A 16405-nucleotide genomic window follows, 5' to 3' on the forward strand; every position below is an offset into this window, starting at 1 on the left:
GACTTTATAAATTTTTACAAAGTCATAAATTTTTATCACTTAAGTCTTTCTCAAAGAGCTAGAAATTTTTATTAAGTCATAAAAAAATTAAAATCCTCTTCCATAAGTCTTTATACTTTTAAATATCTTATTAAAAAAGTCAGGCAAAGTGCAATAAATTGATAATATAAGAAGTATTTGGTATAATTATTTTAGTTAATTTGGAGGTGTAATAGTGGATAATAAATATCTTGTTAATGGTAATGAGGCAGAAGGAAAAGTTAAGATTTCTGAAGATGTTATCGCTACAGTTGCATCAGTTGCAGCTGAAAATGTTGATGGTGTTGTTAAGGTTGGATCTAACTTCAAGTCTCAAGTTACTGACATTTTAAATACAAAAAATTTCAATAGGGGCGTCAAAGTTAATATTGGCGAGAGAGAAACTATTGTAGACGTATATATTACTATTGAATATGGAATAAAAATTGTTGAAGTATCTGAAAGGGTGCAAGAAGAAGTTAAAGAAGCTATTGAAAATATGACAGACTTTGATGTTGTAGAAGTGAATGTTCACATCTCCGGCATTGCTGTAAAAAATTCTGAAAAGACTGTTGTCAAATGAGTAGGAAGAGAGCAAGAATAGGGGTCATGCAGGCCCTATTCTCCATGGATCTTAATGATGATTTTTCCACTGACAAGCTAGATCTTTTTATGGAAAATCATGAATTCCAAGGAGACGAAGTTGACTACATCAAGAGGACTGTGCCAGACATTTTGGACAAGCTTGAAGTAGTTGATGAGACAATAGAGAAGAACTTAAAGGGTTGGACTATGGCAAGACTTGCCAAGGTTGACAGGCAAATCCTTAGGATTGCTGTCTACGAATTTCTCTACAAGGATGATATCCCTGAAGAGGTTTCTATTAATGAAGCTGTTGAGATTGCAAGACTTTATAGTTCTAACGAAGCACCTAAATTTATAAACGGAATTTTGGGAACAATTTACAGGAGTTTTTAATTTGGCAAAGTCTGCTTTTAATGTAAGTGAACTGAATAATTACATCAAAAAGCTAATTTCTATGGACTATATCCTAAGGGATATTAGCATCACTGGGGAGATTACCAATTTAAATTTCCACAAGAATGGAAATATTTATTTTTCTCTCAAGGATAAGTTCGCCCGCATTGATGCCATGGCTAGCCAAGAGGATATAAAAATAAATTTATTCGATGGCGCTAAAGTTATGGCAAAGGGAACTGTCACTTACTATGAAAGGAGTGGCAGGGTTTTTTTATATATTAGCCAATTAGAACTTGATGGCAAGGGTAACCTCTATCAGGAGTACCTGGACTTAAAGGAAAAGCTCACTAAGGAAGGGCTTTTTAATCCAGGACATAAGAAGAGCCTAAAGAAGTACCCATCAAGGATTGGACTTATTACATCAACTAGTGGTGCAGTCATTAAGGATGTTATAAATATTTTTAGGACGAGGAATAAGACTTGTGACATTATTGTTTATCCAAGTCTTGTTCAAGGAGCCTATGCTGCTGAGTCTTTGATTGCAGGTGTCAAGTATTTTAACCAAGAAGAACCAGTTGACACCATAATAATTGCTAGAGGTGGAGGAAGCTTTGAGGATCTCTTTGTCTTTAATGACGAGGACCTTGCAAGGGAAATTTTTGCCTCAAAAATCCCAGTGATTTCTGCTGTGGGTCATGAGGTGGACTACACTATTTGTGATTTTGTGGCAGATATGAGGGCGGCAACTCCAACTAATGCGGCAGAGCTTGTGACTATTAGTGAAGATGAAATTCTCTCTGAACTTGAAAAGAAGAAGTCACAACTTACAAATCTCATTGAGAGAAGACTTGATTACAATTGCCTAAGACTCTTAAACCTATACAAAAATATTTCTATAAAAAATCAAGTTTATAAGATTAATGAAAGGACTAGGGACCTATTGAGGGCTCATGCCCTTTTAAATTCTGCAATGAAAAATATTATTGAGGGTCAAGAGTATGATCTTCAAGAGAAAAAATTTTATCTGGAGAATTTTAAGCTTAAGGAGTCCAAGCTAATCGAAAATTATTCTTATAGACTAAAAAATATTTCTGTAAATATAAATTCTAGACTCAATAAGAATATTGAGAGTCTAAATTTTGATAAAAAACTTTTAAATTATTATTTTAAATCCTATGTTAATGACAATCACAGGAAGTTTAAAAACCTTGAAAAGTTTTTTACATCCTATGACCTAACATTAAGGTTAAAAAATGAGAGAAACAGGTTAAATCTCTTGAAGTTGGGACTTGATTCAGCCTTTGAAAAGATAAATAAGGTTGAAATCTTAGGAGCAGATGGTAAGAGTCTTAAGTCTGCAAGAGATGCAAGACCTGGAGATATTATTTCTCTCAAGTTTAAGGATGGCAAGCTAGAATCCAAGGTTCAAAAGGTGGAAGTGAGGGATTAAATGGAAAGAGATTATGAAAGTTCCTTTAGGGAGCTTGAAAATATAATAAGGGAACTTGAGTCTAAGGACATTAGTCTTGAAGATTCCATAAAAAAATACGAAAAGGGGATTGAACTTTACAAGTACTTGAACAATACCCTAAAGGCCTATGAGGGCAAGATTAAAACTATTGCAGAGGAAAACTCTGAGTTTATTGAGGACAAAAAAGATGAGAGATTTAGATAATTTACTAGAAAAATTTAATAATTATTTGAGTTCCTTACTTGAGTATGACAACAGCCCACAACACAAGGTGATTGACTCTATGAAGTACTCTTTGTTTTCTGGTGGAAAGAGGATAAGACCCCTTCTTTCTCTTATAACTTATTGTGAATTTTCTGAAGATTCTTTAGACAAGATTCTTCCCTTTGCAGCTGCAATTGAAATGATACACACTTATTCACTTATTCACGACGACCTACCAGCTATGGATGACGATGACTTTAGAAGAGAAAAACCAACAAACCACAAGGTTTACTCTGAGGGGATTGCAATCCTAGCAGGGGATGGACTCTTAAATATGTCTATGGAAATCCTCTTAAGACACATTGAAAACATTGAGGATCCTGAGGACCTAAAGCGTGCCATGAGGGCAATGAAATACATCTACAATGCCTCAGGTGTAAATGGAATGGTTGGTGGTCAAACAATTGATATAAGTAGGGATGTTGCTGATTACACAGAAGATGAATGCGAAAATATGTACAAGCTAAAGACTGGCGCCCTTATTAAGGCCTCTGTTGTAGTTGGTGGAATCATAGCAGGTCTTGACCCAGACAACATCAATAAGCTTGCAAGATTTGGCGAGTCCATAGGTGTTGCCTATCAATTTGAAGATGACCTCTTAGATGAAGAAAAGGATCCTGACAGCGGGGAGATCAATATGCTTGTCTTTAAGGACAAGGAAGACCTTAAAAATGAAGTTATTGACCTAACAAATGGCGCCTATGAAGCACTTGAAGGTCTTGAACTTAAGGATGATGCACTGAAGACTTTTGCAGCAAAGCTAGTAAATAGGAGCAAGTAATGGCAAAAAAACGAGCAGATGTATTATTAGTTGAAAAAGGTCTAATTGATTCAAGGGAAAAGGCCAAGAGACTAATAATGGAAGGCAAGGTTTTTATAGGAACAGATAGGGTTGATAAACCTGGAACCCAATTAAAGGAAGATGAAAAAATCTACATAAAGGGCCTTGAAGATTCCTTTGTATCTCGTGGTGGTCACAAGCTTGAAAAGATGATCCATGACTATGAAATTGATCTTAGGGATGCAATTTGCCTTGACATTGGAGCTTCAACTGGAGGCTTTACTCACTGTATGTTAAAGCATGGGGCAAAAAAAGTTTATGCCATAGATGTTGGCTACAATCAACTTGACTACAAGCTAAGGATGGACGAGAGAGTTGTCTCTCTTGAGAGGACCAACATAAGATATTTTGATAAGGACATAATAGAAGAAGATGTTTCTTTTATCTCTATTGACGTTTCCTTTATTTCACTTGAACTCGTTCTTCCAGTTGCCAAGGACATCTTGGGAGATCGAGGTGAGATTGTCGCTCTTGTTAAGCCACAATTTGAAGCTGGCAAGGGAAAAGTTGGCAAGGGTGGAATTGTAAGGGAGAAAAAAGTACATATTGAAGTTATAGAAAAAATAATTGACCTTGCAGGAGAACTAGGGTTAAATATCAAAGCTTTTACAAATTCTCCAATTAAGGGAACAAGTGGTAACATAGAATTTTTAATTTACTTGTCAAACTATGGAGAAGCTTCTGGGACTTTTGACGCCAAGGAAATTGTAGAAAAGGCTTATGAAAATTTAAATGATTAGGTGAAATATGCTTTTAGAGTTAAATATCGAAAATTTTGCAATAATTGAAAATATGAAAATTGAATTTGAACCTGGTCTTAATGTCTTAACTGGAGAGACAGGTTCTGGTAAGTCAATAATCATAGATTCCCTTGGACTTGTTCTTGGTCAAAGGGCCAACAAGGACATTATAAAAAAGGGGAAGGACAGGGCCTTTATTGAGGCTGTTTTTTCTTCTTATGACGTGGAAACTAAGGACCTTCTTCTTGAGTATGGCATTGAGTCAGGGGACCTAGTAGTTGTCTCAAAGGAAATTCGTGAAAAGGGGCCAACTATTACAAGAGTCAACAACAGGACAGTGACATCGCAAATCCTGTCAAAAATTTCAAGTCACCTCATCGATATTTTTGCTCAGCATGAATCCATCTCCCTTATGGACAACAAGAACCAGTTAAGGTTAATTGATGACTTTTCTGGTAAAGATCAAGGAGAACTTCTTGGAAATTTAAAAGACCTTGTTAATGAGATAAATTATTTAAAAAATGAGTATCATGAAAAGTCTACAATGGAACAAAATAAGGATAGAGAGATTGACCTTCTTGAATACCAAATAAAAGAAATTGAAGATGCAGGTCTAAGTGACTATGACGACGAAGAACTCTATGATGACTTCAACGTCCTTAACAATATGACAGACACCTTGATAAAATTATCTGAAGCCAAGTCCTTAATCAATGAGGGTTACGAGACAACTTCTCTTGAAGACATTTTAGACAAAGTAATTGCTAATGTAGTTGAAGTAACAAGATACAACAAGGACTTAAAGGAAGTCGAAGAAAACTTAGAGGACATAAGATTTAGGATTTCTGATATTGCCAAGGACCTTGACAGGTATGTGAACTCTAGTGAGATTGACGAGGAAAGGCTTCAATTTTTAAGGGAAAGAATAGACCTTGTTAACAATTTAAAACTAAAGTATGGAAACAATGTAAAGGCAATAAATTCTTTTTACGAAGAGATTAGTGAAAGACTTAAGTTTTTACAAAACTTTGAAGACAATTTAAATAAACTCTTAAAGAAAATTGAAGAGAAAGAAGCTGAAGCCTTAGTCCTTGCAGAGAAGATTAGTCAAAACAGGAAGAAAACTTCAGAAATTCTTGAGAAAAAAGTTGAAGAAGAGATCAACAAGTTAAATATAAAAGACGCAAAATTTAAAATTGAAATAAAAGAGAAAGACCTTTCCTTTGATGGGATTGACAAGATTGAATTCTTAATTGCACCGAACCTTGGTCAAGATCTTATGCCAATGGCAAAGGTTGCATCTGGTGGTGAAATGTCAAGAATTATGCTTGGCTTCAAGTCAATAATTGCAGAAAAAGACAACATCCCAACTCTTGTCTTTGATGAAATAGATACAGGTATAAGTGGAAAGACTGCCCAAATAGTTGGCAATAAGATAAAAGAAGTTTCAAAGGATAGACAAGTTATAGTAATTTCTCACTTGCCACAAATTGTTGCCCTTGCGGACACGCACTTTGCAATAAAAAAAGATGTGGTTAACAACAGTACAATTTCTACAATTGACAAATTAAACTATGACGAGAGAGTTAATGAAGTGGCAAGATTAATTGGCGGATTGAATGTAAGTGAAATTGCAATTGAGACTGCAAAGGAAATGATTGGTGATTAAATGACAAATACAAATTATGAAGAAAGAACTATGAAATCGACAAAGATTTTTGACGGTAAGGTCCTGCAACTAAGGGTTGATACTGTTGAGATGGAGGGACAAAAGTACACTAAGAGAGAGATAGTGGAAAGGCATCCTTCTGTAGGTATAGTTGCCATAACTGAAGGAGATGAAATTATTCTTATAAAACAATATAGGAAGGCAATTGACAAAGAAATCTATGAGATACCAGCTGGAATGGTTGACTTTGGAGAGGAACCTCAAAGGGCTGCCTTAAGAGAACTCAAAGAAGAAACTGGTTATGAGGCCAAGAAGTCTGACTACCTTGCAGAAATTTATTCTTCACCAGGTTTTACTAATGAAAAATTATTTATTTTTTATGCAGAGGACTTAAGTCTTGGTGACCAAGACCTTGATGAGTTTGAACATCTTTCTGTTGAAAAGATAAAATTTAATGAAGCTCTAAAGCTTGTTAACTTAGGAGAGATAAACGACTCAAAGAGTGTGGCAGGTATTCTTTACTACAATAACTTTAGGAGGAATAATGAATAAATCAATTGATTATATAAAAGAAAAAATTAAAAACCAACCTGAGATTGGTATTGTACTTGGATCAGGCTTAGGCGACTTTGCCGATGCCATTGAAGATAAAATTGAAATTCCTTACAAAGAAATTCCCGGCTTTCCAGTTTCTACAGTTAAGGGACACGATGGAAAATTAATTTTTGGTCAAATAAATTCTAAGGAAGTTTGCGTAATGAAGGGAAGGATCCACTATTACGAAGGCTACGACATCAAGGAAGTTGTTTATCCAATAGAAGTTCTTGCAGGTCTAGGAATTAAAACTATAATTCTAACAAATGCAGCAGGTGGAGTTAACACTAACTTTGAGCCAGCTGACCTTATGATTATCACGGACCACATCAACCTAATGGGCAAGAATCCACTTATTGGACCTAACGATGAAGACCTTGGTCCAAGATTCCCTGACATGACAGACATTTACAACAAAGAACTTGTTGAAGTAGCAGAAAAGTCTGCAAAAAAACTTGGCATCGGCATTAAAGAGGGAGTTTACATGTACTTCACTGGACCTTCTTATGAAACTGCAGCTGAAGTAAGGATGGCAAGAATCCTTGGAGCAGATGCTGTTGGCATGAGTACAGTTCCAGAAGCAATCATTGCAAGACATAGGGGTCTAAGGATTTTAGGTATCTCAACAATAACTAATATGTCTACAGGTATTCTTGACACACCACTTGATCACACAGAAGTTGTAGAAGTTGGAAAAGAAGTTGCAGGTAAGTTTAAAGAACTATTAAAAGAAATAGTTGAGGAAATTTAATGAATTTTTTAGATATTATTCAAAAGAAAAAAGAAAATAAAGTTTTAAGTCAAAGTGAAATAGAATTTTTTATAGAAAATTATGTCAAGGGAGAAATTCCTGACTACCAAGTTTCTACCTTCTTAATGGCAATTTATTTTAATAAGTTAAACCTAGATGAAACATACTATCTTACAAAGGCCATGATTGACTCAGGAGAAACTGTTGACTTATCAGAAGTCCCTGGATCAAAAGTTGACAAGCACTCAACAGGTGGAGTTGGTGACACAGTTACCCTTGTCCTTGGTCCCCTACTTGCATCAGTAGGTCTTGTTTTTGCCAAGATGAGTGGAAGGGGACTTGGCCACACAGGAGGAACGCTTGACAAGTTAGAAGCCATTCCTGGCTTTAACATAAATATTGGCGGAAGAGATTTTATTGAAATCTTAAAAAAATCTAATATTGCAGTAATTGGTCAAACAGAAAATATTGTTCCAGCAGATAAGCTTTTATATGCCCTAAGAGATGCAACAGCAACTGTTGATAATGTTAGCTTAATAGCATCCTCAATCCTTTCAAAGAAAATTGCATTGGGAACAGACGCCCTAGTTCTTGATGTCAAGGTTGGCAATGGTGCCTTTATGAAGGACGTTCCATCAGCAGTGGAACTATCAAAGCTCATGGTTGAACTTGGTAAGAAATTTGGAAGAAACACTAAGGCAATTATCACTAGCATGGAAGAGCCTCTTGGTGATGCAATTGGCAATAGCCTAGAAGTTATTGAGGCAATAAACATCTTAAAGGGCAAGAAGGAAGGTCACTTAAAGGACATTGCCCTAAGGATTGGTGCAAAGCTAATGCTAATGGAAGGCATTTCATCCTCTGAAGATGAAGCAATAAAAGTTCTTGAAGAAAAAATAAGTGATGGATCTGCTGTTGAAAAGTTCAAAGAAATGGTTGAGCTACAAGGTGGAGACAAGACTTATATTGATGACACAGACAAGTTTAAAAAATCTTCAATAGTAAGAGAAATTTATGCTGAAGAGTCTGGCTACGTAAAATCCATTGAGGCAATTGAAATTGGAATTGCGTCAAGAGACTTGGGAGCTGGCAGACTAAAAAAAGGTGATCTCCTTGATTTATCTGCAGGAATATATCTTCACAAAAAAATTGGCGACCTTGTAGAAAAGGGCGACAAGCTTGCTACAATTTACACTGAAAAAGAAAATGAAGTTGAGGGAGCAATCCAAAGAATAAAGTCTGCCTATGCTTTTTCTGATAAGAAGGAAGATTATAAATTAGTTATAGAAGAGATTGATTGAGATGGATAACTTAGATATTGTATCAATATTAATAAACATTGTCGCCCTACTGGTGGCAATAATTCCTCACGAGATAGCTCACGGTTATGTGGCATATCTCTGTGGAGATACAACTGCAAAGGATGACGGAAGACTTAGCTTAAACCCACTACATCACATTGACCCTGTGGGTTTAATTTCTATGGTTATTTTTAGATTTGGTTGGGCAAAGGCTGTACCTATTAATCCCTATAGGTTTAAGGGGAATAGAAAAGTTGCATCACTTTTAGTTTCTCTTGCAGGAGTCTTTACTAACTTTGTTCTTGGACTTATATCTGGGATAATTTTAGTTTACTTAAATTACAAGTCATCTGCCTTGGTGCCACTTTTCACATCAATCTTTTGGTACAATATTATGCTTGGCGTATTTAACCTTGTGCCCCTTCCACCACTTGATGGGTCAAAGGTCTTGGCGACATTCTTGCCAGAAAATTTGGAATACAAGTTTTATAAGTACGAAAAATATTTTTACTTTGTATTAGTTATAATGATTTTTTCTGGACTTGTTGACAAATTTATTGGGCCAATTGTCTATGGAATAATCAATGGAATTATTTCTTTGGGAATTAATTTATGGAATACAATATTGTTTTAAAAACTTATGAAGGTCCAATGGATCTTCTTTTAGATTTAATAAAAGAAAATGAAATAGATATTTACGACATACCAATTTTTAAAATTACTGAAGAATTTTTAAAATACATTGAGAACATGAAGAAGTTAAACCTAACTCTTACTTCAGATTTTATTTTAATGGCCTCAACTCTTTTAGAGATAAAGTCTAAGATGCTTCTACCTAAGAAGGAAGACTTTGATGAAGAAGGAGAAGAGGAAGAAGACCCAAGGCAGGACTTGGTGGAAAGTCTTTTGGAGTATAAGAGGTATAAGGAAGCTTCAGAAATTTTAAAAGTTCAAGAAGAGTATGAGTCTAAGTCCTTTTACAAGCTTAGGACAGAAATTTTTTCTATGAGCGAGATGGACTTCTTAAAGGATTCTAACGTGGACAAACTTTCCTTTGCCTTTTTTAATATCTTAAAAAGATACAAGGACAAGGAGGTTGTTGGGATTGAAAGGGAGTACTTCAAGGTTGAAGATGCTGCCAGAAAGATTAAACTTGCTCTTCACAAGAATAAGGAAATAAAATTTAGTGATCTCTTAGTGGACATAGTTTACAAGGTGGACGTCATAACTTATTTTTTGGGTATGTTGGAACTTATTAAGAATGAGTATATTTATGCAGAGCAAAGCGATAACTTTGCAGATATTTTAATTAAAGAGAGAGAATACAATGGACAGGAACAAGCTGAAATCAATAATTGAATCAATACTTTTTATTTGGGGCGACCCCATAAGCTTAGAGGATCTTGCATCTACCTTAGAACTCAGGAAGGACTACGCAAGAGAGATTCTTTTGGAGATGAAGGAAAACTATAAAAACGAAACATCAGGACTAAGGCTTAGAGAAGTTGATGGTAAGTTTCAACTTGGTACTAAGCAAGAAAATGAACCCTATTTAAAAAATTTGATTCAAGAAAAAAATGAAAAAAATCTTTCAAAGCCTGCCCTTGAAACTCTTTCTATTATTGCTTACAAGCAGCCAGTGACAAAGTTAGAGGTAGAAGAACTAAGAGGAGTTAATTGCGACTCAACTATTAAGGGACTTTTGGATTTTGATTTAATAGAAGTTTCTGGCAAGCTAGATAGGATTGGTCATCCTAATCTTTATTCCACAACAGAAAAATTTTTACAAAAATTTGGAATGGAAAACTTGGAAGAGCTACCTGACTTGAAGGAATTAGAGGAGGAATCTAATTGAGATTACAAAAATATATGGCTCACTGCGGAGCTGCATCGAGAAGAAAGTGCGAAGAGTTTATAAAGGAAGGACTTGTTAAGGTTAACGACGAAGTAGTGACAGAACTTGGAACAAAAATTGATCCCAATGTGGACAGGGTATATCTTGATGGAAAAAGACTTACACTTGAAGGTAAAAAAGTTTATATGATTTTAAATAAACCTATTGGAGTTGTAACTTCTGCATCTGATGAAAAGGACAGACTAACTGTGACAGACCTTGTGCCAGATGACTACAGGGTTTATCCAGTGGGAAGGCTTGACATAGATACAACAGGTCTAGTCTTTCTTACAAATGACGGTCAACTTGCAAATATTATGATGCACCCAAGATATAAAATCGGCAAAAAATATATTGTAACAGTTGATGGGACTCCTAATGCTCGTGAACTTTCTCTCTTGAGAGAGGGACTTAACATTAGGGACTTAAAAACTTCTCCAGCAAATGTTAAGATTTTAAAATCCTTTAAACAAGATTCTATTCTTGAAATTGAAATTTTTGAGGGACAAAACCATCAAGTGAAGAGGATGTTTGATTACATTGGTCACAAGGTTAAGAAGTTAAAGAGAATTTCTATGGGTGAGATTCATCTCTTAGACCTTGAACCAGGGAACTACAGATATCTTAGTGAAAAAGAAGTTAAGTATCTAAAGGGATTAAAATGATAGTAAAGGAAAAGTATTTTGAGATAGTGGATGAGACCCTATCTCATAATTTTTTAGGAAAAATTGCAGTTGATGCAACTGTGGGCAAGGGAAAGGACACTCTAAAACTATTAAAGGCTGTTGGCAAAGATGGTTTTGTCTATGGATTTGACGTTCAAGAAGAGGCTATCAATAAGGCAAGGGTCTTGTTAGAAGGCTATGACAATTATGAATTATTTTTGGATTCTCATGCAAATATTGACAGGCTTGAAAGTTTTGACCTTGTGATTTATAATCTTGGGTTTTTACCAGGGTCTGATAAAAAAATTACAACTTTAAGGGAGTCTACTCTTGAGTCCTTAAGGAAGGCCACAGAAAAAATAAATGAAGCTGGAATAATAATTGTGGTTTCGTACCTGGGTCACGAAAACTCTCTTGAAGAGAGAGAAGGCGTGGATGAGTTCTTAAAGTCTCTTGATCAAAAAATCTTTAAGCTTGAGAAGAGAGAATTTTATAATCAAAAACACAATCCACCCATTGTTTACTTAATTGAGAAGAAGGTGACGAGATGAGAATAGGAATTATAGGAGGAGGACCTGCTGGTATGATGTGCGCCATTAAGGCAGGAGAAAATCATGAAGTTGTCCTCTTTGAGAAAAATGAAAAACTTGGGAAAAAATTATTTATAACAGGCAAGGGAAGGTGCAACTTAACAAATTATGTAGACGAGAAAGAATTTATGAAAAACCTTGTGAGGAACACTTCCTTTATGTTCTCATCAATTTATTCTTTTTCTCCCTTCGCAACTTACTATTACTTTGAAGGCCTAGGCTTGCCCCTAAAGGTTGAGAGAGGGGATAGGGTCTTCCCAGCAAGTGACAAGTCATCAGATGTCATAAGGACCTACGAAAAAAAGTTAAGACAAGTGGGCGTTGAAGTAAGACTTAATACAGAAGTGAGGTCTATAAAAAAAGATGGAGAGGTCTTCATCTTAAATGACAGGGAAAAATTTGACAAAGTTGTTATCGCAACAGGTGGTCTTTCTTACAAACTTACGGGGTCCACTGGTGACGGCTATAGGTTTGGAAAAGAATTTGGTCACAAGCTTGTAGAACCTAAGCCAGGGTTAATTGGTATCAATCTTTCAAATAATTTTGACTTGGCAGGTCTTAGCCTAAAGAATGTTGAGCTAAGAGTTGAAAAAGATAAGAAAGTTATCTCGAGAGAGTTTGGAGAGATGCTCTTCACTCACAGGGGCATATCTGGTCCCATTGTCTTAACAAGTTCAAGTAAAATTAATAGGATGGGGGACTTTGATTTATACTTGGACTTAAAGCCTGCACTTACAAGTGACAAGTTAGATAAGAGAATCTTGAGAGACTTTGATGAGAACCAAAATAAAAATTTAGAAAATGTTATGAAAAATCTCCTTCCAAGAGATTTAATTTCTTATGTCCTTGATGAAGCAAAAGTTCATGGAGACAAGAAGGTCAATCAAATCACCAAAGAAGAGAGAGAAGAACTTGTTAAAACAATTAAAAACTTTAAATTAAGATTTGATAGCTTAGACGACATCAACAGGGCAATAGTAACCAGTGGAGGAATCGACGTCAAAGATCTTGATCCAAAGACTATGGAGTCAAAGCTTGCTAAGGGCTTATACTTTATTGGTGAAGTCATAGATGTTGATGGACTAACTGGTGGATATAATATTCAAGTTGCGAACTCAACAGGATACTCCTGTGGCATCAATCTCTAAGCCTTTACTTATTTTCAAAAATAAAATATAATAAACACAAGGATAAGAGTCACTACAGAAAGTAGTGATTTTTTTTGGAGGTAAAAATGAAAATTGCAATTGATGGACCAGCAGGCTCTGGCAAAAGTTCCCTTGCAAAGGAAATTGCAAAGAGACTTGGCGTTCTATATGTTGACACAGGCGCAATGTATAGGGCAATTACTCTTAAACTTTTAAAGGCAGATGAATCTTCTTACGAAGAAATTCTTAAAAATACAAAAATAACTTTTGATGGAGATAAAATTTTTCTCGATGGAAGAGATGTCTCAAAGGAAATCAGAGAAAATGAAATTTCCAACAAGACTTCAGAGATGTCCAAGAAGAAAATCATAAGAGACTATCTTGTGAAGATGCAAAGAGAAATTGCTAGGGACAAGGACGTTGTCATGGAGGGGAGAGACATTGGTTCAGTTGTCCTAAAGGATGCTGAATACAAATTTTTCTTAACTGCTGATGTAGAAACTCGTGCCATGAGAAGGTACAAACAAATTAACGACGACAAGGTTAGCTTTGAGGGAATCCTAGAAGACTTAAAGGTGAGAGACTACAATGACTCTCACAGGGCTAACTCTCCATTAATTCAAACAGAAGATGCAATCTTAATTGACAGTACGGACTTAAATGCTGAAGAGACAATTGAAAAAATAATTTCTTATATAAAAAGGTGATTTATGTTTTACTTTGCTGTTAGAAATTTTGTGGGATTTTTTATAAGACACATTTATAGGATTGAAGTCTTTGGACTTGAAAATATTCCACAAGATGATGAAAGATTAATAATTTGTGGCAACCACAAGTGCAACCTAGACCCTGTAGCCATATCAGCAGTTTTTGACAGACAAATTTTTTGGATGGCAAAGAAGGAACTCTTTAAAAATAAATTATTAGGTGCTTTCTTATCTAAGCTTGGAGCCTTTCCAATTGATAGGCAGGGTAATGACCTTGTAGCCATAAAGAAGGCTCTAAAAATTTTGAAAAATGAAAATGTCCTTGGGATCTTTCCAGAAGGTACAAGGATGAAGAAAGTTGACTACACGAGAATAAAATCAGGTATTGCCCTTATTGCACAAAAGACAAATTCAAGAGTCCTTCCAGTTTATATTGAGGGAGACTACAAGCCCTTTAGGAAGACTAGGATTCACTTTAGGAAGCCTGTAATGGTTAAGAAGGAAATAAAATATTCTCCTGAGGAACTTGAAAATATTTCACAAGACATAATGAGAATAGTATATGGTGATGAAGTCAAATGGAAATTATTGTAGCTGACAAGCATGGATTTTGTGGCGGTGTAAAGAGAGCTGTTAAGATGGCCTTTGGCAATGCAGGCAAGGGAGTCTACTCCTATGGTGATCTTGTTCACAACGAAAGAGTTGTAAAGGAACTTGCTGACTTGGGAGTTATTACTATTGATGATACAAGTGTAGAGAACTCTAAGGTCATAATAAGAAGTCATGGAGTCCATAAAAAAATTTTAGACCAGCTAGAAGAAAAAAATAATGAAATAATAAATTGTGTTTGTCCCAAGGTAGAAAAAGTTTATAATATAGTAGATAATTTCTATAAAAAAGGATATAATGTAGTAATTATAGGGAATAGAGACCACCCCGAAGTGGTGGGAATTAATTCTCGATGCAATGATTCTGCAACAATTATTTCCAATTTGGAAGAGATTAAAATCCCAGAGGGAAAAATAGTTATAGTCTCACAAACTACAAACAAGGTAGATTTTTTCGAAAAAGCAACAAATCTTATAAAAGATATTTCAAAAGATGAAGTTTTAGTTTATAATACTATATGTAATGCAACTTTCGAGAGACAAGAGAGTGTTAGAGATTTATCGAAAAAAGTTGACGCCCTAATCGTTTTAGGAGGCAAAAAATCTTCCAACACAAAAAAACTTGCAGAAATTGCAAAATTAAATTGTAAAAATGTATTTTTAATTCAGTCCATTAGAGATATTGATTTAAATATATTTAAAAAATTTAATAAAATAGGTATTACCGCCGGAGCATCCACACCGGAATCGGTAATCAAGGAGGCTGTTAGTAGGATGGAAAATTTTGACAAAGGTGAGATGATGGAAGCCATCGAAAATTCTTTTAAAAGAATTAGACGTGGTGAAGTAGTAACTGGAGAAGTTTTATATATAACTGATTCAGAAGTAATGGTAAATCTTGGATACAGATCAGATGGTATCATTTCAAGAGATGAACTTGCAGGAGGGCCTGATGTAAATCCTCAAGATCTTTATGAACAAGGTCAAGAAATTGATGTTTATGTTCTAAAGATGGATGATGGAGACGGCAATGTTGTTCTTTCAACAAAAAGAGTTGCTGACATGAAGGTTTGGGATGAAGTTGAAGAACTTTATAACAACAAAGAAAACATAAAAGTAACTGTTAAGAACCAAGTTAAAGGTGGACTAACTGCAGATTTCAGAGGACTTAATGCATTTATACCTGCATCTCATGTTTCTGTTAGATTCCAAAAAGATTTAAGCAAATTCATTGGAGAAGAATTCGAAACTGAAATTATCGACTTTGATAAGAGAAAGAGAAGAATTGTTCTTTCAAGAAAGAATGTACTTCAAGAAGAACTAGACAAGGTTCGTGACGAAGTATATGACAAGCTTAAAGAAGGAGACATTATCGAAGGAACTGTACAAAGATTAACTAACTTTGGTGCATTTGTAGACGTTGGAGGAGTAGATGGACTTATCCATATTTCTGAACTTTCTTGGAACAGAGTTAAACACCCTTCAGATGTAGTAGCACCTGGAGACCTTGTTAAGGTACAAGTTCTTAATGTAGATAAAGAAAAGAATAGAATCGCACTTGGACTAAAACAAACTATGGAAAAACCATGGGATGTATTTACTAAAGAAGTTAAAGTTGGCGACGTTGTTAAGGGTAAGGTAGTTAACCTTCTTGACTTCGGTGCTTTCGTTAGACTTGAACAAGGCGTTGATGGTCTACTTCACGTTTCTCAAATCTCAAGAGAACACGTTGAAAAACCACAAGATAAACTTTCTATTGGTGAAGAAGTTACAGTTAAGGTAACTGACATTGATGAAGAAAATCAAAAGATTTCTCTTTCAATCAAGGCTCTAATTGAACCTGAAGAAAAAGAAGAAGGCGAAGAAGCTAAACCAAAGGAAAGAAAACCTAGAAAAGAAAGAAAAGCTCCAAAGAGAGAAAAGAAAATTGAAGAACCTAAACAAGATGACTTCAATATGACTATTGGAGAAATGCTAGGAATTAACTTCTCAGATGCAAGTCTTAACGCTGATTTAGTTGATGAAGATGTAGTTGGAGAAAAAGTAGCTGAAGAAGAAAAAGCAGATCAAGAATAATAATTCTTATTTGAATTTTAAATATCAAGAGACTCGCAAGCCGGGTCTCTTTTTTGTTACTCTTTTACATATAAAATTAATTTACTT

19 protein-coding genes are annotated in these 16405 nt (G+C 35.1%); all 19 read left to right on the plus strand.

Translation table 11 applies throughout. The features are described 5' to 3' along the window. The first annotated feature begins 214 nt into the window (after positions 1-214). Complete coding sequence (locus HMPREF1864_RS00085) at positions 215-601, plus strand: Asp23/Gls24 family envelope stress response protein (protein ID WP_062570826.1); 387 nt, start codon at positions 215-217, stop codon at positions 599-601. Next, entirely contained in the window at positions 598-996 is a 399-nt protein-coding gene (nusB, locus tag HMPREF1864_RS00090) for a transcription antitermination factor NusB (protein WP_062570827.1), read from the plus strand. The genes HMPREF1864_RS00085 and nusB overlap by 4 nt, the downstream gene beginning before the upstream one ends. 1 nt (position 997) lies before the next feature. Continuing rightward, positions 998-2449 (plus strand): exodeoxyribonuclease VII large subunit, encoded by a 1452-nt coding sequence (xseA, locus tag HMPREF1864_RS00095; protein WP_062570828.1) that lies wholly within the window; start codon positions 998-1000, stop codon positions 2447-2449. Beyond that, entirely contained in the window at positions 2450-2674 is a 225-nt protein-coding gene (gene xseB, locus HMPREF1864_RS00100; RefSeq protein ID WP_060799977.1) for an exodeoxyribonuclease VII small subunit, read from the plus strand. Beyond that, the gene (locus HMPREF1864_RS00105) at positions 2658-3515 is read left to right on the plus strand and encodes a polyprenyl synthetase family protein (RefSeq protein ID WP_062570829.1); all 858 of its coding nucleotides are present in this window, start codon (positions 2658-2660) and stop codon (positions 3513-3515) included. The genes xseB and HMPREF1864_RS00105 overlap by 17 nt, the downstream gene beginning before the upstream one ends. Then, entirely contained in the window at positions 3515-4315 is an 801-nt protein-coding gene (locus HMPREF1864_RS00110) for a TlyA family RNA methyltransferase (protein WP_062570830.1), read from the plus strand. Before HMPREF1864_RS00105 ends, HMPREF1864_RS00110 begins: the two co-directional genes overlap by 1 nt. A 7-nt stretch (positions 4316-4322) precedes the next feature. After that, a complete protein-coding gene (gene recN / locus HMPREF1864_RS00115; RefSeq protein ID WP_062570831.1) occupies positions 4323-5984 on the plus strand; it encodes a DNA repair protein RecN in 1662 nt (553 codons plus the stop codon). Beyond that, a complete protein-coding gene (locus HMPREF1864_RS00120) occupies positions 5985-6536 on the plus strand; it encodes an NUDIX hydrolase (RefSeq protein ID WP_062570832.1) in 552 nt (183 codons plus the stop codon). Further along, positions 6529-7329, plus strand: a complete 801-nt coding sequence (locus tag HMPREF1864_RS00125) for a purine-nucleoside phosphorylase (RefSeq protein WP_062570833.1) — start codon at positions 6529-6531, stop codon at positions 7327-7329. The genes HMPREF1864_RS00120 and HMPREF1864_RS00125 overlap by 8 nt, the downstream gene beginning before the upstream one ends. Then, entirely contained in the window at positions 7329-8630 is a 1302-nt protein-coding gene (locus tag HMPREF1864_RS00130; protein WP_062570834.1) for a thymidine phosphorylase, read from the plus strand. Before HMPREF1864_RS00125 ends, HMPREF1864_RS00130 begins: the two co-directional genes overlap by 1 nt. A gap of 1 nt (position 8631) precedes the next feature. Further along, positions 8632-9264 carry a site-2 protease family protein gene (locus HMPREF1864_RS00135; RefSeq protein ID WP_062570835.1) on the plus strand — a complete coding sequence of 211 codons (633 nt, stop codon included), beginning with the start codon at positions 8632-8634 and terminating at the stop codon, positions 9262-9264. Next, a complete protein-coding gene (locus HMPREF1864_RS00140) occupies positions 9243-9989 on the plus strand; it encodes a segregation and condensation protein A (RefSeq protein ID WP_062570836.1) in 747 nt (248 codons plus the stop codon). Before HMPREF1864_RS00135 ends, HMPREF1864_RS00140 begins: the two co-directional genes overlap by 22 nt. After that, positions 9958-10485: an SMC-Scp complex subunit ScpB gene (gene scpB / locus HMPREF1864_RS00145; RefSeq protein ID WP_062570837.1), complete on the plus strand. Its 528-nt coding sequence runs from the start codon at positions 9958-9960 to the stop codon at positions 10483-10485. Before HMPREF1864_RS00140 ends, scpB begins: the two co-directional genes overlap by 32 nt. Next, positions 10482-11189 (plus strand): pseudouridine synthase, encoded by a 708-nt coding sequence (locus tag HMPREF1864_RS00150; protein WP_062570838.1) that lies wholly within the window; start codon positions 10482-10484, stop codon positions 11187-11189. Before scpB ends, HMPREF1864_RS00150 begins: the two co-directional genes overlap by 4 nt. After that, the gene (locus tag HMPREF1864_RS00155; RefSeq protein ID WP_062570839.1) at positions 11186-11740 is read left to right on the plus strand and encodes a tRNA 5-(aminomethyl)-2-thiouridylate-methyltransferase MnmM; all 555 of its coding nucleotides are present in this window, start codon (positions 11186-11188) and stop codon (positions 11738-11740) included. The genes HMPREF1864_RS00150 and HMPREF1864_RS00155 overlap by 4 nt, the downstream gene beginning before the upstream one ends. Beyond that, a complete protein-coding gene (locus tag HMPREF1864_RS00160; RefSeq protein WP_062570840.1) occupies positions 11737-12927 on the plus strand; it encodes a BaiN/RdsA family NAD(P)/FAD-dependent oxidoreductase in 1191 nt (396 codons plus the stop codon). The genes HMPREF1864_RS00155 and HMPREF1864_RS00160 overlap by 4 nt, the downstream gene beginning before the upstream one ends. 86 nt (positions 12928-13013) lie before the next feature. Then, positions 13014-13634: a (d)CMP kinase gene (gene cmk / locus HMPREF1864_RS00165; protein ID WP_062570841.1), complete on the plus strand. Its 621-nt coding sequence runs from the start codon at positions 13014-13016 to the stop codon at positions 13632-13634. A gap of 3 nt (positions 13635-13637) precedes the next feature. Further along, positions 13638-14228 carry a lysophospholipid acyltransferase family protein gene (locus tag HMPREF1864_RS00170; RefSeq protein ID WP_062570842.1) on the plus strand — a complete coding sequence of 197 codons (591 nt, stop codon included), beginning with the start codon at positions 13638-13640 and terminating at the stop codon, positions 14226-14228. After that, positions 14213-16318, plus strand: a complete 2106-nt coding sequence (locus HMPREF1864_RS00175) for a bifunctional 4-hydroxy-3-methylbut-2-enyl diphosphate reductase/30S ribosomal protein S1 (protein WP_062570843.1) — start codon at positions 14213-14215, stop codon at positions 16316-16318. The genes HMPREF1864_RS00170 and HMPREF1864_RS00175 overlap by 16 nt, the downstream gene beginning before the upstream one ends. Positions 16319-16405 lie beyond the last annotated feature (87 nt).

It is taken from the genome of Peptoniphilus sp. DNF00840 (assembly GCF_001553125.1).
In the GTDB taxonomy this organism is placed as follows: Bacteria; Bacillota; Clostridia; order Tissierellales; family Peptoniphilaceae; genus Peptoniphilus_A; species Peptoniphilus_A vaginalis.

Bases quoted from the DNA above. Each gene is read 5' to 3' on its own strand.
- HMPREF1864_RS00105 (WP_062570829.1), top strand. From the start codon at position 2,658: ATGAGAGATTTAGATAATTTACTAGAAAAATTTAATAATTATTTGAGT.
- scpB (WP_062570837.1), top strand. From the start codon at position 9,958: ATGGACAGGAACAAGCTGAAATCAATAATTGAATCAATACTTTTTATT.
- HMPREF1864_RS00155 (WP_062570839.1), top strand. From the start codon at position 11,186: ATGATAGTAAAGGAAAAGTATTTTGAGATAGTGGATGAGACCCTATCT.
- xseB (WP_060799977.1), top strand. From the start codon at position 2,450: ATGGAAAGAGATTATGAAAGTTCCTTTAGGGAGCTTGAAAATATAATA.
- HMPREF1864_RS00110 (WP_062570830.1), top strand. From the start codon at position 3,515: ATGGCAAAAAAACGAGCAGATGTATTATTAGTTGAAAAAGGTCTAATT.
- HMPREF1864_RS00170 (WP_062570842.1), top strand. From the start codon at position 13,638: ATGTTTTACTTTGCTGTTAGAAATTTTGTGGGATTTTTTATAAGACAC.
- HMPREF1864_RS00125 (WP_062570833.1), top strand. From the start codon at position 6,529: ATGAATAAATCAATTGATTATATAAAAGAAAAAATTAAAAACCAACCT.
- HMPREF1864_RS00140 (WP_062570836.1), top strand. From the start codon at position 9,243: ATGGAATACAATATTGTTTTAAAAACTTATGAAGGTCCAATGGATCTT.
- HMPREF1864_RS00175 (WP_062570843.1), top strand. From the start codon at position 14,213: ATGGAAATTATTGTAGCTGACAAGCATGGATTTTGTGGCGGTGTAAAG.
- HMPREF1864_RS00135 (WP_062570835.1), top strand. From the start codon at position 8,632: ATGGATAACTTAGATATTGTATCAATATTAATAAACATTGTCGCCCTA.
- nusB (WP_062570827.1), top strand. From the start codon at position 598: ATGAGTAGGAAGAGAGCAAGAATAGGGGTCATGCAGGCCCTATTCTCC.
- HMPREF1864_RS00130 (WP_062570834.1), top strand. From the start codon at position 7,329: ATGAATTTTTTAGATATTATTCAAAAGAAAAAAGAAAATAAAGTTTTA.
- HMPREF1864_RS00160 (WP_062570840.1), top strand. From the start codon at position 11,737: ATGAGAATAGGAATTATAGGAGGAGGACCTGCTGGTATGATGTGCGCC.
- HMPREF1864_RS00120 (WP_062570832.1), top strand. From the start codon at position 5,985: ATGACAAATACAAATTATGAAGAAAGAACTATGAAATCGACAAAGATT.
- recN (WP_062570831.1), top strand. From the start codon at position 4,323: ATGCTTTTAGAGTTAAATATCGAAAATTTTGCAATAATTGAAAATATG.
- cmk (WP_062570841.1), top strand. From the start codon at position 13,014: ATGAAAATTGCAATTGATGGACCAGCAGGCTCTGGCAAAAGTTCCCTT.